16 protein-coding genes and 1 pseudogene are annotated in these 23,883 nt (G+C 59.9%); 4 read left to right on the top strand and 13 right to left on the bottom strand.

Annotated elements, in window-relative coordinates:
- Positions 1-51: 51 nt before the first annotated feature.
- The 12 genes from IE187_RS13315 to IE187_RS13260 form a co-directional block, all read right to left on the bottom strand.
- Positions 52-3,339: a glycosyltransferase gene (locus tag IE187_RS13315; protein WP_189676625.1), complete on the bottom strand. Its 3,288-nt coding sequence runs from the start codon at positions 3,337-3,339 to the stop codon at positions 52-54.
- Between the two features lie 22 nt (positions 3,340-3,361).
- Complete coding sequence (locus IE187_RS13310; RefSeq protein WP_189676624.1) at positions 3,362-3,946, bottom strand: DUF4214 domain-containing protein; 585 nt, start codon at positions 3,944-3,946, stop codon at positions 3,362-3,364.
- Positions 3,947-5,640: 1,694 nt separating this feature from the next.
- Complete coding sequence (locus IE187_RS13305; RefSeq protein WP_189676623.1) at positions 5,641-6,654, bottom strand: right-handed parallel beta-helix repeat-containing protein; 1,014 nt, start codon at positions 6,652-6,654, stop codon at positions 5,641-5,643.
- Positions 6,655-6,993: 339 nt separating this feature from the next.
- Complete coding sequence (locus IE187_RS13300; RefSeq protein WP_189676622.1) at positions 6,994-8,199, bottom strand: glycosyltransferase; 1,206 nt, start codon at positions 8,197-8,199, stop codon at positions 6,994-6,996.
- 65 nt (positions 8,200-8,264) lie between these two features.
- A complete protein-coding gene (locus IE187_RS13295) occupies positions 8,265-8,924 on the bottom strand; it encodes an ABC transporter ATP-binding protein (RefSeq protein WP_189676621.1) in 660 nt (219 codons plus the stop codon).
- The gene (locus tag IE187_RS13290) at positions 8,921-9,715 is read right to left on the bottom strand and encodes an ABC transporter permease (RefSeq protein WP_189676620.1); all 795 of its coding nucleotides are present in this window, start codon (positions 9,713-9,715) and stop codon (positions 8,921-8,923) included. The genes IE187_RS13295 and IE187_RS13290 overlap by 4 nt, the downstream gene beginning before the upstream one ends.
- 10 nt (positions 9,716-9,725) lie before the next feature.
- Positions 9,726-10,847: a KpsE/RkpR family capsule polysaccharide export protein gene (locus IE187_RS13285; protein WP_229839396.1), complete on the bottom strand. Its 1,122-nt coding sequence runs from the start codon at positions 10,845-10,847 to the stop codon at positions 9,726-9,728.
- Positions 10,848-11,016: 169 nt separating this feature from the next.
- Positions 11,017-12,216: a polysaccharide biosynthesis/export family protein gene (locus IE187_RS13280; protein ID WP_189676619.1), complete on the bottom strand. Its 1,200-nt coding sequence runs from the start codon at positions 12,214-12,216 to the stop codon at positions 11,017-11,019.
- 9 nt (positions 12,217-12,225) lie between these two features.
- Positions 12,226-13,332 carry a glycosyltransferase family 4 protein gene (locus tag IE187_RS13275; protein WP_189676618.1) on the bottom strand — a complete coding sequence of 369 codons (1,107 nt, stop codon included), beginning with the start codon at positions 13,330-13,332 and terminating at the stop codon, positions 12,226-12,228.
- A gap of 2 nt (positions 13,333-13,334) precedes the next feature.
- Entirely contained in the window at positions 13,335-14,234 is a 900-nt protein-coding gene (locus IE187_RS13270) for an NAD-dependent epimerase/dehydratase family protein (protein WP_189676617.1), read from the bottom strand.
- Between the two features lie 88 nt (positions 14,235-14,322).
- Positions 14,323-15,357 carry a GDP-mannose 4,6-dehydratase gene (gene gmd / locus IE187_RS13265; RefSeq protein ID WP_189676616.1) on the bottom strand — a complete coding sequence of 345 codons (1,035 nt, stop codon included), beginning with the start codon at positions 15,355-15,357 and terminating at the stop codon, positions 14,323-14,325.
- A 215-nt stretch (positions 15,358-15,572) separates the two neighbouring features.
- Positions 15,573-16,943 carry a capsule polysaccharide biogenesis protein gene (locus tag IE187_RS13260; RefSeq protein WP_229839395.1) on the bottom strand — a complete coding sequence of 457 codons (1,371 nt, stop codon included), beginning with the start codon at positions 16,941-16,943 and terminating at the stop codon, positions 15,573-15,575.
- Positions 16,944-17,274: 331 nt separating this feature from the next.
- Between IE187_RS13260 and IE187_RS13255 the strand changes: the two genes are divergently transcribed.
- A complete protein-coding gene (locus IE187_RS13255; protein ID WP_229839404.1) occupies positions 17,275-18,636 on the top strand; it encodes an LTA synthase family protein in 1,362 nt (453 codons plus the stop codon).
- 99 nt (positions 18,637-18,735) lie between these two features.
- Here the strand turns inward: IE187_RS13255 and IE187_RS13250 are convergent, their stop codons facing one another.
- Positions 18,736-19,482 (bottom strand): HAD-IIB family hydrolase, encoded by a 747-nt coding sequence (locus IE187_RS13250; RefSeq protein WP_189676615.1) that lies wholly within the window; start codon positions 19,480-19,482, stop codon positions 18,736-18,738.
- Between the two features lie 225 nt (positions 19,483-19,707).
- On the opposite strand from IE187_RS13250, the gene rfbA reads away from it, so the two are divergent.
- The 3 genes and pseudogenes from rfbA to IE187_RS13235 all read left to right on the top strand — a co-directional run.
- A complete protein-coding gene (rfbA, locus tag IE187_RS13245) occupies positions 19,708-20,634 on the top strand; it encodes a glucose-1-phosphate thymidylyltransferase RfbA (protein ID WP_189676614.1) in 927 nt (308 codons plus the stop codon).
- Positions 20,635-20,691: 57 nt separating this feature from the next.
- Complete coding sequence (gene rfbB / locus IE187_RS13240) at positions 20,692-21,774, top strand: dTDP-glucose 4,6-dehydratase (RefSeq protein WP_189676613.1); 1,083 nt, start codon at positions 20,692-20,694, stop codon at positions 21,772-21,774.
- Positions 21,775-22,292: 518 nt separating this feature from the next.
- Positions 22,293-23,883: pseudogene (locus tag IE187_RS13235) on the top strand (hypothetical protein); the annotation flags it as partial.

The following is a 23,883-nucleotide window of genomic DNA, read 5'->3' as shown; positions in this document are numbered from 1 at the left end:
AAAATCAGCACGGTACGTCGGATTTACGAAGCCGTTCAGACCTTGCAGTCATCACTCGCTGATTGGAGAGCGATTGCGTTCCAACAACCGCGAGTAGACGTCGATAGAGTGCAGCGCGCTATTGCGGGCACTCAATGTCTTAACCCTCTGACGTGCGTGAGAAGCCATTTCGGTACGCAGCCCCTCGTCGCCCAAGAGCCGGATGGTTGCCCGCGCAAGCCCGTCGGCCCGATCCACTTCAAACAAAATACCGCAATCTCCGTCGATTACGACCTCGGGGATCGCACCCGATCGGCTTGCGATGACGGGCGTACCGTGCACGAACGCCTCTAGCGGCACAAGCCCGAAGGATTCGTAGCGCGAAGGAAAGAGGACGCAATATGCGTGCGCCAGCAATTTCTCACGTGTCGCGTTCGACACCTCTCCTAGCGCAACGAAGCGACGTGCGAGGGGACCATCGAGGTCTTGTCGGAAACGCTCCGCCCAGCCCTCCGGATCGCGGCCGGCCAAGATCAGCAAAGCTTTGGGGTCGGCCTCCAAAATCTGCCGCGCCGCCTCGTAGATCAGGTCGATCCCCTTGCGGCGCTCGAGCCGTCCGACAAACACAACGAGCTTACTGTCCTGCAACGTAGCTTGATCGATCATTCCCAGCTCTGGGAACTCGCCATAGCCCTCATTCACGTCGAACGCGGGCCAATGCGCAATGCCGCAATGCCCAACCGACCAGCGCGCATCGCGCTGGAGCCCGTACTTACCGATCAACGTGCCTTCGATCATATAGCTGATCGGTATGACCGCATCGGCATTTCGAATGAGCGACCTTTCGCCCTCCATGAACAAAGCGAGCTGATCCGCCGAAGGGTTCCACTGGTTGTGATCCGCCGAGACGGCGTATGGCGTCACAAGGCGGACGACCAACGGCGGTCGCGTCGCGGGATCGAGCAACGCGAAGCTTAGCGTCTCGGTGTCCCACAGCGCGCCATCGACCACATCGATCGGCCGCTCCTTTTGGATCAACGCCAACTTGCTGAGGGCGGTCAACGACCACTCGACATTACCACCAAAGCCGCTGTCCATCTCGGGCAACTGAAACGCTATCGGCGTAGTGAAATACACCGACAGGCGCCCCTGCCGGTGAACATAGTCCTCGCCGCTGGGCACGAGCAGCGAAACATGGTGCCCCATGAGCAAAAGCTCACTCGCGAGATGGTAATACAGCGTGCCAACGCCGCCCGATCCCGCGAAGGGCGGGGCCTCCCTCGACACAATGCAAATGTGGAGTGGCTTTATGTCGCGGCCGACGGCGCAGCGATCGCGGCGCACCTCGTACCGCAGGAACGCCGCCGGCCGATCAGCAATCGCGCGCGTCCGCGGCGCCGATGCAGCGTCGCTCAACCCCTGTGCTACGCCCTTCAGGATCGCGTCGACATGGCGATCACGCTCGGCAGAATCGAGCTTCCCTTCCACGACAGCATCGTTGAGCGGTTTGATGCGCTCGTCCTGCATGCGGCGATCGATAAAATCGCGCAGATCATTGCCCGACCGACCGCTATGCACGGCGATGAAATACGCAGTGTTCTTGCAGATCGTGAACCAATTATACTTGAACTTGCCATCTCGGTTGTGGCTCTGCGCAAATTCATGCCTGACGTAGATGTCAGGAACGTATGCCACCAAATAATTATTCTTCTGGATTCTGAAGCATAGCTCGGATTCATCGAGGAAGTAATCATACTGCTCATCGAAGCCCCGAACTTCGCTAAGATGGGCGCGGGTAAACGTTGCGTTGGTACCGGTATTGTACCGGCACCAGCCATCCTTACCGATTTCATTACTGTTGATATTGACCTTGACCTGACAGTCAGCGTCAATCCCGTTATCTTCCGCCTGGAACCAGAACGTACCCGCGTAATACGCCGGCCCACCAAGACCTGCGACCGTCAGCGGTCGTTCGTTATACGCAGCGAGGATCTTATCGACCCAGTCATCGAAAGGCAGCGCATCATCATCGATAAACGCGACGATATCGCCCGCGGCAAGATCAATGCCGATATTGCGCGACTTGGAAAGGTTGCGCTCGGGGTTGAAGGCGAGCTTAATCCGCCCCTTGTACTGATCGAGAACCGCATTCGTGCGGTCCGTCGACGGACCATTCACGACAATGACTTCAAAATCGTCGCGCGCCTGATAGGTGAGATATTCGAGACACCGCTCGAGATGGTCGCACCGATTATAGGTGCAAATGACGACCGATACGGTCCGAAAATGGTTTTTTTTCGGCAAGACCATACCGAGAGCCTGCGACAGAGCGACGCCGACAGCGCCGGACGTGAAACGACGGGCATTGTCCTTCTGCAAAGCCAGCAACTGCTGCCGTGCCGCCGCATCCTCGCTGAGGAGCAGGATCTCGGCCCTGGCGGCCCGGACGTCCTGATAGACACCGCGATTGCCCAACGTCTCCGCCGCCGCCGCACGATCGAGCGCGATCGTCGGCAGATCGAAATAGCACGCCTCAACGAGAGGCACGCCGAAGCCTTCGTGTTCACTTAGCGAAACGTAAACGCTCGAAGACAGCAACGCCTCGTCGCGCTCCTCGTCCGTGACCTTGCCAGTGATACGAATTCTGGGGCTCAAGCCGCTCCGCTCGACGGCGTCAGCGACCCTTTTCCCGTAGTGATCCGTCGGATCGTACGACCCTACAATGACCAGCGCTTGCGCCGCACCGGGATTGCTCCGGTGCGTATCGGCGAACAGGTTAACTAGCTCGACGACACCCTTGTTTGGCGCGACGCGGCCAACGAATACCCACTGATCCGCACGCCGCTCTATCGCGCCGCCAGCGACCTTGAACGGATCGACGATAATGGGGATGACTGCGGTCTTTGCTGGCTCGGCGCCAAGCTCGACGAGCTCGTCGACATTAAATTGACTATCCCCCCAAAAATAATGGAAGCTTGGAAGAATATCTGCGAGCTGGTCTCGACCCTTTTGACAGAACTCGTAAGCGCTGTTGGATTTTTCGAAAAATCCATGCGGGGTTATATTGTGATATGCTATAATCTTCGTGCAATATTGATCCGCTAACCAGGCCTCAAGCCCTTCACTATAGCCGTAATAATGGACGATAAGAATATCTTTATCGCTAATCGACACAAGGTCTCGTGCAATGCGCAGATGTTCGCGGTCGGGATGCGCAAAGCGCGACGTGATAAGACTGTCCAATCCACCACTTTTAAGTACGCGGTCGAGCGCGACAACGTGGTTCGACACGGCGTCAAACCGATCAAGGGCATCAGTCAGCTGGATTATTCGGCCCGAAAAATCTGTCGATAGCAACATTGAAATCTTACCCTTTGCGCGCTTATTGCTTGCCGGATGCGAAGACGCCGGCTTCAGCGGAGCCGCGAATCTTGCTTTGAAGATCCAAAATGAAGTCCGCGGGGGTCTTAAAATCAGCTAAAGCCACGCCCCGCCTTATTGAAACCTTCACTTCCGGTGTATCGGGTGAAACAGCGCTCGGGCCGGGTGACACGACGACTGTGTTGACCGCGGTTTGCTGCAAATCCTCAACGGCCGACTCCATCGCCGCAAGGCGCTCGAGGATCTTATCCTGCGACTGACCGAACCCCAACTCCATGCGGCTTAGCAAGCGGCTGATATGATTAGTCGCGACGCCAACCGACGATTTCGCGGCCTTCTTGCTCCGCTCGAAACGGTCGTTAAATTCGTTCATGCCTTCCAGAGTCGAACGCATTGTCCGAGCCTCGGGTGAGTTGGCAATCGCGTGGACGATCATTTCTTTGCTATCGCCATTGCGCAATCGGGCAAGAAAATGTTCGCGACCACCGCGATCGGGCGACCTCTTGAGGAAATGCCGATAGGCTTGATCGACAAGCACCGCACCATTTAGCATCAACAGTTGATTAACGTGTTTGATCTCGTTCATACTCACCGGCTTCCCCGCCCCACACCCGAGTCACGCAAGACACCTTGCAATGCAAATGCGTCAAGTTTTCGACAATACGGCACCTTGAAAAATTCGCCTCAGATCGCGCTTTGCGCTTACCCAAGGCCTATCGTGATTGCTGCGATTCGCTGAACCGTCGTTGCGAGTGCCCTCTAGGCTTAACGCTCCGACTGCCGCCCCTCAATCCGAACACCATTTCCCACCGCGCCTCCCCTGCCTTCGTTGCCGAAGACCGCGGTCGGAATGCCGGAGTTGATACCCTCCGCGATAATCGTGATGCCCCGAACTCTAAAGGAGCGAAGCTTATAATCCTACATACTGTGCGATGCCCTTAACCCATTATGATCTTTTTCGGCAAGGCTCAATGCGTCCGTTGCGTCACACCCATCGAAGAGATTTGGCCCGGATTGGGTCATGCGACCGGCGACACTCCTCTCTCCAGCGCAACTCGGATCGCTTTTTCTCCGTCGATATCGGCGGAACACAATCAGGGCGCATTAGAAACCGTCGTGGAGGGCGTGCCCGATTTGGCATTGCGCGAGCGACCGTCGGCCGAGTGCGCTCACTTACGTCAGCATCACGCCACCACTTCCCTTTACGGCGAGGACGCGGGCCAGGTCGCAAACGAAACGGTGGGCACCAACTCGGGCAAAGTGCACGACACGCCTCTTAAGAGAAAGGGTAAACGACGATGGCTGCTCCAAACGCGCTCGACGGCATTGGGCGTATAGGAGGGATCGAAGAGCAAGGTCCGCTCGTCGGGCAAAGACAGTCGTCGCGCCTGCAAGGCGTCGAGCCGCCGCATCGCCTCCTCGATTGACCTTCAGCACTTCGCTCGCCCCCTATCGGCCGACCTTGTTGGACTAAGGCAGCCGGCGGGCAACGCTCGACTGAATGGGTTGACTTGGCGGGTCGCAGCACGGGCATCGCGTCGGACCCGAATGATCGTCCTGAGCGCGGGCGCGCGCCGACCGACCGCCCGGCCACATCAGCTAGACGTCGCAATGGATCCCGCCCTCACGGCGACGACTCGACCGCACCCGGCCCAGATAATCGTCGCCGCAAGTCCCTAAAGCGTCGACGCATTACACGACTGCCGCCAGGTCGAAGTCGGCTCGACACTTTGAAAAGCGGCCTCCGCGGGATCCTGCGAATTACCACGGCACCGTTTGCGCGAACCAGATTTCCTCGTCGCTCGAATCGCACACACGCGGCGCGAACATCGTGCGTGAGTTTCAACCGCATTTCATGTAGCGCTGCTCATACGGACCTCCAAAAGGTTGGGTCATCCCATCAGAGCCACATCCGCTGATGCACAAGCCGTCCCCGGCTCGCTGTCCACGAAATTGATGGCGAAGCTCACAACACATCTCGCGCCCGCTGCCGACGCCCGAAACGTCGACTTGAGACACCTAGCGCAGCGCTTGTATTTCGAAACCTAACGAGCGAGCGGCGCTAACCCGCGGGCGCCGCCGCCATAACGCCTCTTGCGAGACACGAGCCGGCACATCGATTTCGCTTTACTGTAACGAGGGGAGATCGCCTTTGACTATTAGCGCGCCGGGCCGATAATACGCGACATACTATTTCACTACATATGATATAGCGGTCCTGTGTCGCAGCACATCATGCCAATCAAGACACCCAGCACATGACGACAAAAGCTTTTCCCGTCACTGGTTGTCTTTGATGGTAATTTTTTCTGCACTTTGATCCACAAGAAAAGGCGCTATATATTGATTTTCGAATATATTATTGTCTACTATAATTTTCGACGATGTTTTATCGATCGAAATACCATATCGCACGTGCGGAGTCGCAGTCCAGTCATATAATATGTTATTTGAAAATATCATGTTACGTGAGTATCTGAATTTCCATTCGTCATACACGCCTTTTCCTGATGTCGAATTCTGGTAGCTTTGATTATCCGAGATATTTATGTATGCGCAATCTTCGCACTTGAATCCTTCCCGTTTACTTTGGGTCAGCCGGTTCTTTGAAAACCAGTCATAATATATCCCAGACGCAGAAATAGCGACGCCATTTTCCCATATATAGTTACTGACTATCTGTCCCGCACTCGAATTTTTTAGCAGAATTCCAAATTCATTGTTCTTTCCTATGTTGTTTTCGCGTATGAAAAAGTCCTGGCAATTTTCGTATGATATACCAGCCTCGACGTTATCCAACAAGTAACTCTCGGTGACTTTAATACCACTCGATCCGGTTCCACCCACACACTGAACACCAGCGCCCCTAAAGCCCGACACCATAATCTTCGAGAACATTGTATTTCCCGATGATTTTACGAATATTCCGCTCGCGCTCCCACGAAGATCCCCAATGATCGAGAAGCTTTTAAACTCGGAGAAGTTTGTTGAAGTAATAGAAATAACGGGCAGTGTTGGGTTTGCCGGCTTAAATATCGTACATGAACCAGACCCTTCGAATGAAATATTGTTCGCATTCGTGAGCTCTAGATTCATTCGATACGTACCACACGGAAGCTTTATCGACGGTGATCTTTTTAACGCTCCTGCAAATGCCTTTGTCGAGTCGCGAACGCCGGCGGGGTCCGCGCTCTCTTCAACACCATTGTTACTCTGTGGATCGATTGGCTTGGCGTAGCAGCCCGAGCTAGCCGCAGATATCATCATTACAGATAGAGGAAATAGACGATACATCACGATTCCTACATGTTATGAACAAGACAGCCAGTTTATCGCACGCGTAGCTAGGTCAAACTGGCCAGTTGAGAATGTACATGCGCTTTTCCACCGCGAAGGAAACGACCCGACTTCCGGAACGCGGCAATCTTCAGCGGCAGCGTATTCGATCGACGGAGGCCAGCCAAGCGACCGGCAAGGCCAACCGACGCCATCGCTCGAACACCGGCAAGTGTCCGACTTGCGGTCGCATGAGTCTTAGCCGCGCGGTCTCTGCGGAGCAGGACAATGGCAGGCACCCGCACCCGAGCTGAAACGGAGGCGGCGACGTCGCCCTGCCACGGGCGGTACGAAGGCTCAATCCCGCGAAAGTATGCGCTGCATGGCATCCGCGGTGTCACGCCATGTCGGGAATTCCCCGGGCGAGAACGCCTCCCGTTTTTTTGGGATCAGCGAGATCGCCTCGGCGACTTCATTGCCGTCTGCCGTGCGTGAAAAGAAGCGGAGGCCCAACGCCGAATGGACCCGAAAGGCTGGTATGTCGCGCGCCAAAACCGGGCAAGACCGCGCCACGGCTTCCAATATCGGAAGACCAAACCCTTCCCCGTGCGACGCCGCCACGAGCGCGCGTGCGCGATCGTAGAGCAGCGCAAGTCCCTCGTCGTCCACCGACGTCAACCAGCGAAGGCGATTGCCAAACTCCTTGTCCCGCCGAATTCGGCGCTGTAGCGCTTCCGTCTTCCAGCCGGCACTTCCAACGATTAAAAACGTCAAAGGCGAACCTTCGTCCCACAGGCGTTCGAACGCATCCAGCAGAAGGTCATATCCCTTGCGGGGTTCGACAGTTCCAACGGCCAGGACAAAATCGCCGATCCCGAAGGACGGATCCTGCCTGTCGGAATGGCTTAAGGTCGGCGGCATCAGATCGATCCCCATCGGAACGACCTTCACCGCGATCTCGCCATCGAGCCCGAACCTATCCGCCAGCAAGCGCCCCACCTCGTCGGCGACGTGCGGCGAAATGCAGATGTACCCATCGGCGATCTTTGCGGTTGCCGCCAACCACCAACGGAACCGAACCGCGACCTTTGAGGAAAAATACTCCGGACTCTGTATCGGTAACAAATCGTAGACGACGAACCAGAACTTGATCCCAGCGCGCCTCTGGCGGATAAAATAATTCGCTTGCCGACGGATCGCGTCGAAGGACAGATCGAGCCCCAAAAAGACATCGCCTCCCCGCGGCACCATTAGCGCGTTATCGGCAGTATCCGCCGGGGGCCATGCAGTATGGCGAAAGGCACCGCGCTCGTAGCGGACCGGCGACACGGTCCGGCCGTGCGGATCAGCCATAATATAGTGTAGGACCGATCGAACGACTCGCTGGATGCCAGTATGAGCATCGTTGCGCGCGATGACCGTGACATCGACCAATAGCCGTGGACGATCATCGCTCGCGACAGCGCTGGAAGGCACCGCGATCCGAGCGCGCTTGACGCGCAAGCGCTCCAACCAATACGGCGACACGATCGGCAGAAGCAGCTGGACTATCCGCCAAAACATGTTCGATGCGTCCCGTGCGCAATCATCGTGGTGGCATTATGCCTCTCAGTGAAATCGGATCGAACTTATCGTGCCCCGAGCGATTGGGTATAAAACTCGAAAGCCTCCGGAGTGTTGTCGAAATTATGGAGCTGGCCCTGGACTAGAACCGCGGCCCGAGTACAATGCTCCATAATGTAATTGGCATCATGGGAGACGATCACGAGCGCCCGATCGGCTCGCTTTTCAAAAAGCTCAACTCGACATTTTTCATGGAAGCGTGAGTCGCCTACGGAGACGACTTCATCGATCAAAAAACAGTCGAACTCGATACTCATAGATACGGCAAAAGCCAGTCGAGCACGCATGCCTGCCGAATAGGTGTTGATCGGCTCGTAGAGATAATCTCCGAGATCGGAAAATTGCTGGATGAACGAGATACGCTCCTCAGCCTCGACGCCGTATATGCGGCAAATGAATCGGATATTGTCGATACCCGTCAGCGCCGATTGAAATGCCCCGGTATAAGCAAGAGGCCAGGAGGCACTCATTTGCCGGGTCACGACGCCAGAAGAGGGCTGCTCCGCTCCACTTATAATGCGGATCAGTGTCGATTTACCCGCGCCGTTCCGACCGAGAATGCCGAGCCGTTCGCCCGGCGCAATCGACAAGTTCACCGAATTCAGAATTTGCCGCGGACCGCGGCGCGTCTGATAAAATTTGTCGACGTTGGTAAGCCCGATCATTCTGGGATCACTTCTCGGCTGACCTTGCGCAGCTGAGCAAGCGCAAGCAAGGTGAAGACCGCACAGACGATGATGGCATACGGCATGTTATAGTGTGCGTGAAACTTACTTCCGAAAAACCCGTCGCGGATAAACTCGGTGCAATGCACCATCGGCAAATACAGAACGATCTTCTGAGCTTCAACCGGAAGGATGTCGACCAGGAATGCCGCCCCGGACAACGGAAACAGGAGGTAGGACGCGGGATGCCAAAGCTTCTCGACAAGTTCCGATTGCTCGGACCACGCGGTCAGGAGCAAGGCGCTCGACATACCGAACCACGCCAGCACCAACCAGCCGCCAATCACCTGCAGCACGTCTTCAGGCGGCGTAAGCCAGCCGACCGACAAAAAGATGACCGACAAGACCACGAAGGAAATCGTGGCCCCTGCCGCTTCGAGCAGTAGCCGCGCAAAAAGGACGTCGAGGACTTTCACTTGACGATGATACATCAGCGAGAGATTAGGCTTGATCGCGCCGATCGAACGCGCCGGCATGTTGCGCCAGAGCAATACGCTCGAATACCCCGTCAACGCGAAAGCGATGATCGGCAGGCCAACCCCGTGGACCGACTTCGTCAGCGTCCACAATGCCGTGACCCCGAGAGTGAAGAGCATCGGTTCGACGAACAGCCACAAGAAGCCGATGTTGTGTCGACCGTACCGGGTAAGCATTTCGCGAAGGAGCAACGCCCACACGACCCGTCGCTGTATCGCGAAAGACGATGACAACGATCTCAAGGAGGTACTCATAGCCAACGTCTTAATTCTTATGCTCTTGGACGCCGGCGAGCAGCATGGTCACGATTCCCCATGCGACAAGGCCAAGCAGCAGCGTAGAAAGGACTCCGCGAACGCGACGCGGCTCGAGCGCTTCGTCCGGCTTGCTGGGCTCGACGATGCGCTCCAGATAGGCCTGCTTGCGCCGCGCCTCGTTGGACGCATCCTGTAGCGACGACATGGCCGACGCAAGTTGCTTGTCCGAGAACTGACTCTCGAGCGCGAGCCGCTGGTACTGTGCAGCCGTGGACGAGAGTGATTTTCGGCCGCCCGCCACCATCGAGACCTGGTTTTGCATCTCCCGCTCCAGACCCTGCAACCGTGTCGCGAGCACTTCGATCTGCGGATTCTGGGGCGTGTAGGAACGAAGCTGAAGGAGCTCCGAACGTGCCGCAATGATCTCGTCCTGAAGCTTCGATACCATTTGCAACTGCGCCGTAGCTTGCTTTTCGGGATCGACGACGCCCTCGCGGTTTCGAAACGCCGAAAGCGCGAGCGCTGCGGCGCGAGCCTTATCTTTTGCTTCGTCGACCTCAACCGACGCAAAGTGGATGAGATCCTGCCGGCCACGCTCATTCAGATGATTGACGGTCGCCTCGGCCATGCGGAGAAGCTGCGCGTTCACACGATAAGCTTCCTGCGGCGAAAACGCACGAACTGTCAGAGTCGTAATCGATGCCGCGCTTTCATGCTCGACAGCGATCTTGCCCTTATAGAATCTATAGAGAGCCTCGAAGCTGTCATTCAGCCCGTTGCCATTGAAACGATCCATAAACGAGATATTCGGATCGCTATATGCCTTACGAAAGGCATCGCCCTTGTTGAGAGCGATGAGCGCATCGCGAGATTGGATAAAGCTTTCTGCCGCGTAAATTTCGTCGCCACCATTGGAGAAGCCGGTCGACTTCAACAGAACACCTAAACCCGAAGAGGCAGGCTTATCCGGACTGCGCACGACGAACCGCGACTCGGAAATATAAACATCCGATGCAACAAAAAAGAAGTAGACAACGGCGATTATCGTTGGAATTACTACGCTGAATAGCAAAACCCGATCGATTTTTGTAATCCGTTCAAACATCGTATTTTGCATATTGTTCAGCATTCCGTATCGATCGCGATCCGATCGGATTTCTATATTCTATTGCGCACGAAGTGCCAATTTAGCAACCGCAAAGCCCTTTTGGCGCCTCGGCTTGCCCTCGCCGATTCTCCCAGCGTGCACCTCTTTAAGAGTTGGCAGCGAGCCGCACCCAAGAAAGACCCTAACGAGATCAGGGGACTGCGGTGGAAAGCGTTGCAATCGGAAACACCGTTGACGAAATGACGCTGACGAACTTCTGGATATCCGCCAAAGGAGCATTCGACACGTAGATCACGTCCTTGTCGTGAATCGGAAAGCTCTGAGCGACGAAAAAGGTGGCTGGATCCTTGAGATTGACGCGATAAATCACGGCCACCTTGCCATCTGGCGTCAACTGGGCACCTTCCCGCATAGCGGGGTCAAGAGCCGCCGGATCCTCGAACCGGAAGAGGAACACGCCCTTGACGTCGGCGCGCTGGTCCTGAATTCCAGCAACGCGGCCCAGCGCCTGAACGAGCGTGACTCCCGTCCCCTCGAACGCCAGTTCTTCGTTTCGTCCGGTCGCGCCCAGCGCCGTGAAACTGAACGGTTGGAACAACGCGGTGACGACATCATCGGGCTGTAAGCGAATATTCTGGCGCGGGTCGCGGATGACCGAACCAAGCGGCATCGACGCGATCTGCTGGCCCCGGGTGATCTGAATCGTCATCTTGCCGATCGGCTGGCGCACGCCCCCGACGGCAGCCAGAACGTCGAGCAGCCGCTCGCCTTTCGCGGTAACCGGAACACGCGCGCTCGAGGTGACATCGCCGACGACGGTGACATTCGAGCTGGCGTTACGCACCATGCGGACGACGACTTGCGGCAAATGCGCCTTGCCAGAGAGCCGGTTGGCGATCTCGCGTTCGATCTGCGACGCGGTCCGCCCGGCGGCAACGACAGATCCGACAAAGGGAATGTTGATACGGCCTTCGCTGCTGACCATTTGCTCCGGGAGCGTCGTTCCGCGCGCCGTCGAACTTGACGAAACTAGGCGTGCGTCGCCGCCAGCGGCGCCAAACAGGGCAGCCGGAGGCGCTTCCCAGATCGCAATGTCGAGCACGTCGCCGCGTCCGATGATCGAGCCTGCGGCATAGCCATCACCCAGCGCTTCCGAAAAGAGGCGGTCGTGCTGGCTCGCGATCACACGGCGCGCAACGGCGTCCGAGACGTCGATGATCTTAATCGACGCATTGTTGGTCATCACCGCGCCGTCAGCGCGGTTCACCGCACGCGACGACGGCCCCGCCGCCGACATGATTGCACAGGCCGACAAAGGGAGCGCAACAGCACATGCCGTTACTGCTCTGCCGAACATACCGGTAAACTGGCCCAGCCGAGAAGTCGTCATCACGTTCCTTTAACCGCCCCTGTCGCTGCATGCACGGTAGATATCGACCGTTTTCTCAATACATCGGCTCCAGCTATAGTGGGCCGCGACGCGTAAGCCGGCTCGTATAGCGTCCTTGCGCCAAATGTCATCATCCAAACCCCGTTCGATCGCCAGGCTGAGGGCCTCGATATTGTCGGGATCGATCATCATCGCCGCACCGCGCGTAACCTCGGGGAGGCACGACCGATTGGACACGATCGTGGGAACGCCGCAGGCCATCGCCTCGATCGGCGGGAGCCCGAAGCCCTCGTAAACCGACGGGTACAGGAAGAGCCGTGCGCCAGCATACAGCACAGGCAGGTCTTCTTCGGGGACGAAGCCGAGCATAATTAACCGCCCCTTGCGCTGCTCATCCTCGATCAGTGCGTGCAGGCCGGCATTGCTCCAACCCTTGGCCCCGACGAGAACCAAGGGAACGTCCCGCCCCGTCCGATCGCAGAAGCGGCCATGCGCGACAATCGCCGCCTCGATCCGTTTGCGCGGCTCGAAGGTCGCAACGGAGAGGATATAATCGTCGAGAGAACGACCAAAAAGCCGTTGCAAGCGCGCGTCTAGCACCGCGGGCTCCTCAGGCCGGAAGCGAGCCGAGACGCCCAGGTGCACCGTGGTCACCTTATCTGCGGGATAGGAAAGATTCGCGATCAGGTCTCGCCGAGTGGCCTCGGAGTCAGTGATCACGTGCTCTGCACGATCGAGCGAACTCGCGAACTGCTTTTCGAAATCGCGGATCCGCTCGATCGGATGCGTTTCGGGATGCAGATAGATCGACAGATCATGAACCGTCACGATCCCAGTTTCGGCTTGCCGCGGCAGGAAATAATTCGTGCCGTGGATCAAGCGACGATCCATCCCAGTCTGCGTCCGCCAGCGCCGAATCGCTCTGGGTAAACGCGATCGCCGCGCCGCACGCCCGGTCAGGAGAGTCGCGGGATCGGAATGCCAGTGATCGACGAGAAAATAGCCGATCTCCTCGATCGCACCGTGACGGGCCAGACCTTGGCACAATTCCCACGTGTAACGACCGATACCCGTGAGAATCGGGGATAGCGAATCGACCGTAATCCCGACCCGCATACCTATGACTCGATCATCCATTGCAGAGTGTCTTCGAGCGCAGGCATATCCAGCCGACCGATGACGCGTTCGAGCTTTTCACGCGACCCTTGCAACAGCTTCACCTCGTTCGCGCGGACGAACGCAGGGTTTACCCGGACTTCGATTTCATGCCCGGCAATGCGGCACGCCCGTGCGATCACTTCGCGCAGCGACAGCGCTGCTCCGGAGCAGACGTTGAACGTCTCGCCGACGGCGGCGGGCGTCTCGATCAGCCGCAGATAGGCATCGGCCACCGCGCGAACGTCGGAGAAATCGCGTGCGACATCGAGGTTGCCGAGCTCGATGACCGGAGCCTTGCGCTTGATGTAGCTGACGATCTTCGGGATGAGAAAAGCATCGCTCTGCCCAACCCCCGTGTAATTGAACGGACGCCCCACGATCACAGGCAAGCGCGCGGCATAGATCGCCGCGAGATGCTCGACCGCCACCTTGGTGATCGCATAGTCATTGGCCGGACGGACCGGCGCGTCTTCGGTCAGCGTGCCTTCGCTGGCATTGCCATAGACGTTGGCGCTGCTGGCGACGAGCACCGCGCGCGGCGGCGTCGCAGCGGTGGCGCTCGCCTCGAGCAAGGCGCGCGTGCCGAGCACGTTGGTGCGGTACATCTCGGCGAGATCGCCATGCGCTACGAAGGCGATGCCCGCCAGATGAACTACATAGTCCGGGCGGATGTCGGCGATGATCGCCGACATCCGCTCCTGGTCGAGCAGATCGCAGGTATGCAGCACGGTGGCGGCATCGCTATCTGCCTGATCGGCATCGCGCACCAGGCCATGAACCGCATGGCCAGCGTCGCGAAGCCGCTGCGCCATGTAATAGCCCGTGAAGCCGTTGATTCCGGTAACGAGCGTCGTCGTCATGGCCGCAGCCCTGCGCGACCACGTCCGTTCGCCACTGACCGCCGCGGTCGCCCCATCGCGACGGCGGCACGCACCGGAATCCGGATCATCAGAAGGACATGCCGTACTGATTGCGCCGCAGATCGGCATCGACCATCAGACGGCAGAGCTCTTCGAGCGTCGTCTTGGGCTTCCAGCCGAGCACGCGTTCGGCCTTGCTGGCGTCGCCGATCAGCAGATCGACCTCGGCCGGGCGATGGAATTTCGGATTGACGCGAACCACTTCCTTGCCGGTCGCGACGTCGACGGCCGTCTCATGGTCGTCGGCGCCACGGAACTCGAGATCGATATCGGCGGCCTTGAACGCCATCCGCACGAAATCGCGGACGGTCTCGGTGCGGTTGGTCGCGAGCACGAACGTATCGGGCTCGTCGGCCTGCAGCATCGCGTACATGCCTTCGACATATTCCTTGGCGAAACCCCAGTCGCGCTTGGCGTCCATGTTGCCGAGCTCGAGCACTTCGGCCTTGCCGAGCTTGATTTTGGCGACGGTGTCGGTGATCTTGCGCGTGACGAACTCGCGGCCGCGCAGCGGGCTCTCGTGGTTGAACAGGATGCCGCTGCTGCCGAAGATGCCGTAGCTCTCGCGGTAGTTGATCGTGATCCAGTGCGCGTAGAGCTTCGCGACGCCATACGGGCTGCGCGGCCAGAACGGCGTGTCTTCCTTTTGCGGCACGGCCTGAACCTTGCCGAACATTTCGGACGTGCTCGCCTGGTAGAAGCGGATCTTGGGGTTCACGCAGCGGATCGCTTCGAGCATGTTGAGCGCGCCGATGCCGGTAATCTCCGCGGTCGTCGCGGGCTGGTCGAACGACACGCCGACGAAGCTCTGCGCTGCAAGGTTATAGACTTCGGTCGCCTCGGATGTCTGCAGCAGGCGGATCGAGGAGGAAAGATCGGTAAGGTCGTGCTCGACCAAATGAAGGTTCGGATCATTGAGGATCCCAAGCTCTTCGATACGCCAGAAGTTGACCGAACTGGTCCGGCGATACGTGCCATAGACGCGATAATTCTTCGCCAGAAGCATTTGTGCAAGATACGCGCCATCTTGGCCCGAAATACCTGTTATGACAACGGTTTTCATAAATCGCCTCTCAATCTTTCATTGCGCCGACAAACGCTCAGACGCGATGCCCCCAAACAATTTTAACGCGCGCGCCCTTACCCGCCTTAGGCCACGCGCTCTAAAACTGCCGCTCGGCCATTAGCAGGCTTTTTTTCCCGGTACAGTCTTAAGTGCGGTTTTCAGAACGGCGATTGCTGCGTTGCAGCACCTAGGCGACGACCGCCAAACGAGTGCTATCGCGGATGATGCTGATCGCCGATCTCGGGAGGTTGCCAGACGGCCGTCGCTGGCACGGTCGGGTTGCGTACCTGTGGAATTGCAACCTTCAACGGACTTGCCGCCTCGAGCCTCGCCACGACCCCCTCGATCACCTTGTCGAGCGCCTCGTCCGAGAAGAATCCGCCGGCCACCAGACAGCGGTCGATCAGCACGCGCCGGAATGCCGCGAAGGTTTCGGCATCGGGCTTGCCCGGATCGCGCCAGAAATCGTCGAGCCGCCCCTGATAGGTAACGCCCTCGATGTCGTAAACCGCCTGGCCCAGCGCGATCACTGGAATATCGAGCGCGATCGCCAGCGTGCCGCTGGTGCTGTTGATCGTCACCATTCCCTTCGAGCGCTGCGTTACGGGAACGATGTCGCCCATCTCGAGATAATCGATCCGGTCCGCCACGCCGTGCAACGCGGCCAGCATCATCGCCTCGTCGCGCCAGTCGCGCACGCCATTGTCGAGCGGATGCTCCTTCACCACCAGCCGCATATCCTTCGGCGCATGGCTGGCGAACGACGTGATCACCATCAGCAACGCATCGGCGACACCCGCGAACGACGAATGGAAGCGGATCTGCGCATCCGAATCTAGCTGGAGCGGAAACACCATATAGGGTTCGGTCGTCATCGCGAGCCGGGCAAGGACCGCATCGGCGCGTTCGCGCGCTTCCTTGCGGCGCATCAATCGACGGGCCCATCCGATGCCCTCGACCACCGGATGGAACGGGCGGTGGTTTTCCCAGAACGGATAATGCCAGCGCGTCAGCACGTCGGCAAGATTGTAGAGAATGCCCTCCACCGCGCGGCGGCGAAACGACGAGGGGAAGGGATGCTGTGGCGGTACCGGCGGCAGCGTCGCGGCCTCGGCGCGATACCAGGCAGCATCGCGCGGCAGCGTCGAATGGCCATTCACCCCGCCGAGTTCGAGCGTCACCCAATCGGGCCGGATATAGCCTTCTTCGAAAACATGGACCGGGATGTGAAGATCGCGGCACAGCGCGATCGCGGCGATGTGCAGCGGGCGGCAGTCGCCGAACAGCACGACGTCGGTAATGCCGCGATCGGCGATGATCCGCTCGAGCGCCCCCGGCCATTCCGCCGGGGTGCCGCGATAGTCGATCCCGTTCGGCAAGCGCCAGAACAGCCGGTCGCCGCCGTTGAAATTGACCTTGTAGACGCCGTACCCGTCGCGCCGCAGCGCTTGCCCGACCTTGCGAAAGAGCGGCCCCATCAGCCCCTGCAGCAACAGGATGTTGCGCCGCTCGAGCGCGGCCGGCACGCCCGGCGCCGCGACCTGCGGCATCAGGACCGGCGCGCCGGTAGAGTGTTCGGGCATCTGGTCTTCCTTGTCTTCACCCGGCAATGGCTGTGCCCCATACGCCATCGTACCAAAACGCGCTCATACAGAGCGTTGCAGAACTTTCCAAGGAGGCCAGCGCGCGCGCGCGATCGTGACAGCCTTGTCCACGGACGCTATAGCGCAGCCGCTTCTCCTTGCAGCAAGTGCGCAGGCAAGGTTCGGTCGAGGCAGACGACGCGCCCGTTCGAAGCGCGCATTTGTGGCGGATGATGTGATCGTCTTTATTGCTATGCTGATCGCGTCGATCCTGCTTGACGCTAGTGTGAGGCCGCGCGCGATACGCTTTCGCGCGGCGCGCGGATTGGCGATGCATGCCCTGGCGATGACCGCTTTGTTCGGCTTCGGCCTCGCCCTCTCGGGCAATGCGCCGGTCGCTGCACTGCTGGCGATCGCCCTGCTGGCGTTGTTCGTCGTCGCCTCCAACGCGAAATTCACGATGCTCGGCGAGCCGCTGGTATTCTCCGACCTCGCCTTGCTCGTCGCCGTCGTGCGTCACCCGCGATTCTATTTCACCGCGATCCCGCAGCGGCAGCGCTGGCTCGGGGCGATCGCGCTGCTCCTCGCCGTGCTCACACTGATGGCGCTGTTCGAGCCTGCGCCGCTCGCGCACGCGGTCGGCTTGGCGGTGATGATTGGCGCGGGTGGCGCGATGGGTGTGCTGCTGCGCGGACGGTGGTTCGCGGCGGAGGCGCTGCGGCCTGGGCTCGAGGCGGATCTCGCGCGGTTCGGGCTGATCGCGACCGCGGCGCTGTATTGGCTCCGCTGGCGCGAAACCGCCGACCCGCCGCCGCAACCGGCTTTGCCCGCGCCGCATGCCGCGGCCGGGATCGCCGCGCCGCAGGTGATCGTCATCGTGCAGTGCGAATCGTTTGCCGATCCGGTCGCGTTGACGGGCGACCCGGCGCGCGCGCTGCCCGGGCTCGACCGCGCCCGCGCGGCCGCCTGGCAATATGGCGAGCTCGAGGTGAGCGGCTTTGGCGCCTATACGATGCGCACCGAATATGGCGTGCTGTTCGGCCGCAGCGAAGCAGCGCTCGGTTTCCGGCGCTACGATCCGTTTCTCAGCGCGCACGGCGAGGCGAGCTATGCGCTGTCGGCGCAGCTCGGCGCGATCGGCTATCGCACGACCTTCGTCCATCCGCACGATCTGCGCTTCTATGGCCGCAACCGCCTGATGCCGGCGGTCGGGTTCGACAGGTTGATCGGCGCGGAGGGCTTTGCGCCCACGCTGGAAGGCGGCGGGCGGTATGTCGATGACCGGACACTGGGCGACGCGCTCGCCGCGCTCGTCGACCAATCGCCCGAAACGGCGCTGATCTATGCGGTGACGATGGAAAACCACGGCCCGTGGGACAAGCATCGCGAGCCCGGCGCGGCAATCGGGCTCGACGCCTATCTGCGGCATCTGCGCAGCAGCGATGCGATGCTGACCGCGCTGTGCACTCGCCTCGCCGCCGACGACCGCCCGGCGCTGCTCGTGTTCTTCGGCGATCATCGGCCGAGCATTCCCGGCATTCTCGAACCCGGCGGTGCGCGGCACACGCCCTATGTCATGCTGCGCTTCGACGGGACGGGGAACACGATTGCGGGCAACGGCCGGGTCGACCTGACGCCCGCCGATCTGCATCACGCCGTGCTCGACTGCCTCAGGCCGCCCGCGGCGGTGTAATCGTCGCGCTCGCCGCAACGATTACGGCGATCGGTCACGCGATCGCACGAGACGCGACGCCGTACGCCGCCGGCGGCTGACCGCCAGCGGCCGCACCGCTTATTTAAGGCAGGCGACGATACCCTCGATCACCGCGACGGTTTCCTTCGGATCGCGAACGCGGACGGTGTCGAGCCCGAGTTCCTTCGCCGGATAATCGTTGCCGCCCGGGAAGATCGCATCGCCGATGAACATCATCTCGTCGAGCGCGATGCCGCTCGCGTCGCGCAGCTTCTTGAGGCCGTACGCCTTGTCGACGCCTTCGCGGGTGATGTCGATCGAGGTCGCGCCGCCCATGTTGATCGACAGCCCCGGCAGACGCTTGCGCAGATCGGCCTGGATGATCTTGCGCTTGGCGAAATCGGGGTCCCAATGCTCCTTGGCATCGAGCGGCGCCTGCTGGCCGAGCGCCGAGAAGGTGATCTGGCTGCCGCGATCCTCGATCCGCTCGCCCCAGGTCTGCTCGGGAACGAAGCCCGTCGCGACCAGCGCAGCGTCGAATTCGGTGAGGATCTTGGCCTTGGTCGCATCGTCGAACAGCTCGGCGAAGACCGCCGACCAGGCGCCGTCCTTGAAGGTGTAGAGCTTGGTGCCGGTGGTCGGCATCAGCCACAATTTGCTGCGATCGGCGCCCTCGGGCAGGCGCGAGGCGACCTGCTTTTCGAATTGCGGCCAGTCGCCGCCCGAGATCACCGCGACATGCGCCACGCCGAGCAGATCGGTCAGCGCTTGCTGCATCGGCTCTTGCAGCGGCTGCTTGCTCTCGGCCAGCGTTCCGTCGAGGTCGAAGGCAACCAGTTTTTTCATACGCCGGGTCTCTGAAAACTAGGGCCTGAAGGGCCGATGGACACAATGCCCGAGGCCTTTGCGCAGCGTGCGCATCCTTGGCAAGCCAATTGTTGCCCGAGCCGACGGGGCCACAACGGCGTCAGCCCCGATAAAATGATCTGCGCTCCGGTTTGCACTGTCTTAAGGTGCTGGCCTTAAGCCCGACAGCGGTGGGCAAGACTGCCGGATGCGGAAGATGTGGTCGTGAACAGCAATCCCCGGACAAACACTACTCCCCGCAGGGGGATCATCCTTGCCGGCGGATCGGGCACGCGACTCTATCCGCTCACCAAGGGCGTCTCGAAACAGTTGATGGCCATCTACGACAAGCCGATGATCTATTATTCGCTGTCGACGCTTCTGCTGGCGGGGATCCGCGAGATCATGGTGATCACCACGCCACACGACCAACCGGCGTTCAAGGCGCTGCTCGGCGATGGCAGCGCGCTCGGCATCCGGCTCGACTATGCGGTGCAAGCCGAACCCGCGGGGCTCGCGCAGGCCTATCACATCGCGGCCGATTTTGTCGCGGACCGACCTTCCGCGCTGATCCTCGGAGATAATATCTTCTACGGCCACGGCCTGATCGACACGCTCTCGCGCGCCTCCGCAACGACCGAGGGCGCGACGGTGTTCGGCTATTACGTGAAGGACGCCTCGGCCTACGGCGTGGTGTCGCTCGACGCCTCGGGCAAGGCCGAGACGATCGAGGAAAAGCCGACCGCCCCGAAATCGCATTATGCCGTGACCGGGCTCTATTTCTATGACGGCCGCGCCGTCGAACTGGCGCGCGGGCTCAAACCCTCCGGGCGCGGCGAACTCGAAATCACCGACCTCAACCGGCTGTATCTCGACCAGGGGCAGCTTTCGGTCGAGATATTGGGCCGCGGTTTCGCCTGGCTCGACACGGGCACGCACGCCTCGCTGCTCGATGCGGCGCTTTATGTGCGGATCATCGAGGAGCGCCAGGGGCTCAAGATCTGCTGCCCCGAAGAGATTGCGTGGCGGCAGGGCTTTATCGACGACGCGCAACTCGAACGCCTCGCAGCGCCGCTGCGCAAGAGCGGCTATGGCGAGTATCTCCTCGGCCTGCTCGATGGCCGGGCGGCGCTTTCGATGGTGCAGCAATGACCATGCCGACGATGGCGTGCCCGCGCCGCCACACCCATCCTTTGGGGACCGCGCGCAATGGCTAATCTGATGGTCACCGGCGGCGCCGGCTTTATCGGCGCTAATTTCGTCCATCATTGGCGCACGACGGCCCCCGACGATGCGATCGTCGTGCTCGACTTGCTGACCTATGCCGGCAATCGCGCCAATCTCGACGGGCTTGCCGGCGTCGAGCTGATCGTCGGGGATATCTGCGATACCGATCTGGTGGCGCGGACGATCGCCGATCGCCGCATCGACACGATCGTGCATTTCGCCGCGGAGACGCATGTCGACCGGTCGATCACCGGCCCCGATGCATTCATCACCACCAACATCGTCGGCACGCACAGCCTGCTCAAGGCGGCGAAGGCTGCCTGGCTCGATCGCGGTAGCGGCGTGCCGCATCGCTTCCACCACGTCTCGACCGATGAGGTCTACGGCTCGCTGGGGCCGGAAGACGCGGCCTTTGGCGAGACCACCGCGTATGCGCCGAATTCGCCTTATTCGGCGTCGAAGGCTGGCTCGGACCACCTCGTCCGCGCCTATCATCATACCTATGGGCTTGAGACGACGACGAGCAATTGCTCGAACAATTACGGGCCGTTCCAATTCCCCGAAAAGCTGATTCCGCTGTTTATCCTCAACGCGCTGTCGGGTCAGCCGCTGCCGATCTATGGCGACGGGATGAACGTCCGCGACTGGCTGCACGTCGCGGATCATTGCCACGGGATCGAACTGGTGCTGCGCGGCGGGCGGGTCGGCGAAACGTATAATATCGGCGGTGGCCAGGAATTGCCCAACCATGCAGTGATTGACGCGATCTGCCACGGGGTCGACCTGGCGTTTGCACGCGATCCGACGCTCGCAAGGCGATTTCCCCGCGCGCCGGCCGCGCAAGGGCGTCCTACCGCCGAACTGAAGACCTTTGTCGAGGATCGGAAGGGACACGATCGTCGCTATGCGATCAACGAAAGCAAGATCCGCGACGCGCTTGGATACGGCCCAGGGCGCGATTTTACCGGCGGGTTTGCCGCGACGCTCACTTGGTATCTCGCGCATGAGGATTGGTGGCGACCGCTCGTCGCCCGGGGCGCACTTCCGGGTGCAACAAGGGCGTAGCAAACGCGACCTCGCCCGTCTCGTCGTGCAAGCGCCACGATTATGGGTTCAGTTCCGTGGATTATCAGGTGTATGAGGACACGTCGTAGCCGCGCTTGGGAAGGTCATTGTAATTGGTTTCGAAGCCGAAACAAGGTCCCGCAGACGGTGCGCGACCAAACAAGCGCCGCCGCAGCGATTCAGGCAATATTCGTCCTACGGATGGTCGGGAGCTTGTCCGCGCCAAATCGTATGATCTGACCAATTTGGAAGGTGGCGATTCTCATCCGCTGCCAGTTTTTCTGCACTCGAGCTTTCGCACGTCAAGCACATGGCTTTGGACCAGCATCAGGAAGCTACCAAATGTACTTGCTTATTACGAAATATTTAATGACATACTTTCGGATATTAGCGAAAAATCGATAATTAGTACGACATACTCGACGTGGGATTCGCGCCATCCAGCGCAGGCTCCGTATTTTCTTGAATACCTCCCCCTTTTAAAGAAAGGCGGTGGCGTAATTGGCTTCGACGCCAGCATGGCGCTCGAACGCTTCATCCCTCAGGGCGGGATGGACGGGGAGCTGTCACTCGAAGAGCAATCGTATCTCAACATCCTTGTTGAGCACGCGTATCGAAGTCGGAAGGTCCCACTCCTGAGCTGCACGCGCAGCATCGGGCGGATGGCGGCAATCAAACGTTTCATGCCGGTACAGAATGTCTTGCTACATCGCAATATATTCGAACAGTGGTCATCTTACTCCGGACAGTTCTTGCGGGGCAATCGCTTTTTCTTTGACACGATCGATCACACAGCGGCGTCATTCTACAACGATAGGTTTCTGAATGGGCTCAACGAAGCCCTATCGAATCGCGTCTCGTCACCCAAGGACGAGCAGACGTTCCTTCTGTTTATCCTGATGCATATCTATCTTTATGCTCAGTCAATCGAGTCCGCCGATGTGGTGATCGATACCAGCGCGCTGACGACCGATCCCGAGTTGCGACGCTCGGTCGAAGCCCAATTGTCCAGCCTCGTCTTCGCGCCCGTCGATCTGTCCGATGCGAAATCGAACTTCGACACCTCGATCGTGCTGGTCCGCGACCGCAAGCAATTCATCGATACGATCGAGCAATTCGTCAAGATTATCGCATCGACTTGCGCGAGCGAGGAAGCGGCCGCTTTCGCGTTCAAACTGAAAGACGAGACGCTCGCACAGTGGGAACTCCATGACAGGCTGACGCGCAGCGCAACGACTTGGTATGACGGCCTGACGACAGAGCTGCAGCACAAGAACGACGAGCATGTGCGCGCCCAGGCCGCGATCGAGTCCCAGGTCGCCGCGGTTGGCGGCGAGCGCGACGATGCCGTTGCCACACTAGAAAATATCGAGGCGGCCCGCATCACGGCCGACACGGCATTGGCGACGGTGACGGCCGAACGCGATGCAATCGCGGCCGCCCATGCCGAGACTGCGGCAGCGCGAACCGTGGCGCAAGACGCCGCGGCTGCGTTCGAGGCGGAACGCGATCGAATGGCCGCGGCGCTCGACGAGATGACCGTTGCCCGGGATGCCGCGGACGCAGCGATGAACGCGCTCGGCGCGGAGCGCGATCGCCTTGCCACGTCCCTTGCGTCCATGGCCGCCGCCAAGGCCGCGGCCGACGAAACCACAATTACCATCACCGAGGACCGCGATCGGATCGCCGCAAGGCTCGCGGAAGCCGACGCCGCGAGGATTGCGACCGAAGAGGCTATCGCGACAGCGACTGCCGAGCACGAGCGGCTCGCTGCGTCACTTGTGGAAGCGGCGCAGGCGCGCACCGATGCCGAGGCCACGCTGAGCAGCGTTGCGGCAGAACGTGACAGCCTTGCCGCTGCGCTAACCGAGGCCTTGGCCTCGCGGTCGCTTGTCGAAAAGGCGAATGAGGCGCTCAGCGCGGACTGCGACAGCATCGCCGCGACCCTCGCCGGGACCACAGCAGCCAAGGACGCTGCCGATCATCGCACCGCCGAACTCGAAGGCGAGCGTGATCGCATCGCCGCAACGCTTGCCGAGACTGCAGCCGCCAAGGACGCCGCCGACCACCACGTCGCCGAACTCGAAGCCGAGCGTGATAGCATCGCCG

It is taken from the genome of Sphingomonas glacialis (assembly GCF_014653575.1).
In the GTDB taxonomy this organism is placed as follows: domain Bacteria; phylum Pseudomonadota; class Alphaproteobacteria; order Sphingomonadales; family Sphingomonadaceae; genus Sphingomonas; species Sphingomonas glacialis.
Note: the sequence above shows the minus strand (reverse complement) of the source record. Positions and strands in the feature narration are given on the sequence as shown.

Coding starts and splice junctions, on each gene's coding strand:
- IE187_RS13315 (WP_189676625.1), bottom strand. CDS start 3,339: ATGTTGCTATCGACAGATTTTTCGGGCCGAATAATCCAGCTGACTGAT.
- IE187_RS13310 (WP_189676624.1), bottom strand. CDS start 3,946: ATGAACGAGATCAAACACGTTAATCAACTGTTGATGCTAAATGGTGCG.
- IE187_RS13305 (WP_189676623.1), bottom strand. CDS start 6,654: ATGTATCGTCTATTTCCTCTATCTGTAATGATGATATCTGCGGCTAGC.
- IE187_RS13300 (WP_189676622.1), bottom strand. CDS start 8,199: ATGTTTTGGCGGATAGTCCAGCTGCTTCTGCCGATCGTGTCGCCGTAT.
- IE187_RS13295 (WP_189676621.1), bottom strand. CDS start 8,924: ATGATCGGGCTTACCAACGTCGACAAATTTTATCAGACGCGCCGCGGT.
- IE187_RS13290 (WP_189676620.1), bottom strand. CDS start 9,715: ATGAGTACCTCCTTGAGATCGTTGTCATCGTCTTTCGCGATACAGCGA.
- IE187_RS13285 (WP_229839396.1), bottom strand. CDS start 10,847: ATGCTGAACAATATGCAAAATACGATGTTTGAACGGATTACAAAAATC.
- IE187_RS13280 (WP_189676619.1), bottom strand. CDS start 12,216: ATGACGACTTCTCGGCTGGGCCAGTTTACCGGTATGTTCGGCAGAGCA.
- IE187_RS13275 (WP_189676618.1), bottom strand. CDS start 13,332: ATGCGGGTCGGGATTACGGTCGATTCGCTATCCCCGATTCTCACGGGT.
- IE187_RS13270 (WP_189676617.1), bottom strand. CDS start 14,234: ATGACGACGACGCTCGTTACCGGAATCAACGGCTTCACGGGCTATTAC.
- gmd (WP_189676616.1), bottom strand. CDS start 15,357: ATGAAAACCGTTGTCATAACAGGTATTTCGGGCCAAGATGGCGCGTAT.
- IE187_RS13260 (WP_229839395.1), bottom strand. CDS start 16,943: ATGCCCGAACACTCTACCGGCGCGCCGGTCCTGATGCCGCAGGTCGCG.
- IE187_RS13255 (WP_229839404.1), top strand. CDS start 17,275: ATGCATGCCCTGGCGATGACCGCTTTGTTCGGCTTCGGCCTCGCCCTC.
- IE187_RS13250 (WP_189676615.1), bottom strand. CDS start 19,482: ATGAAAAAACTGGTTGCCTTCGACCTCGACGGAACGCTGGCCGAGAGC.
- rfbB (WP_189676613.1), top strand. CDS start 20,692: ATGGCTAATCTGATGGTCACCGGCGGCGCCGGCTTTATCGGCGCTAAT.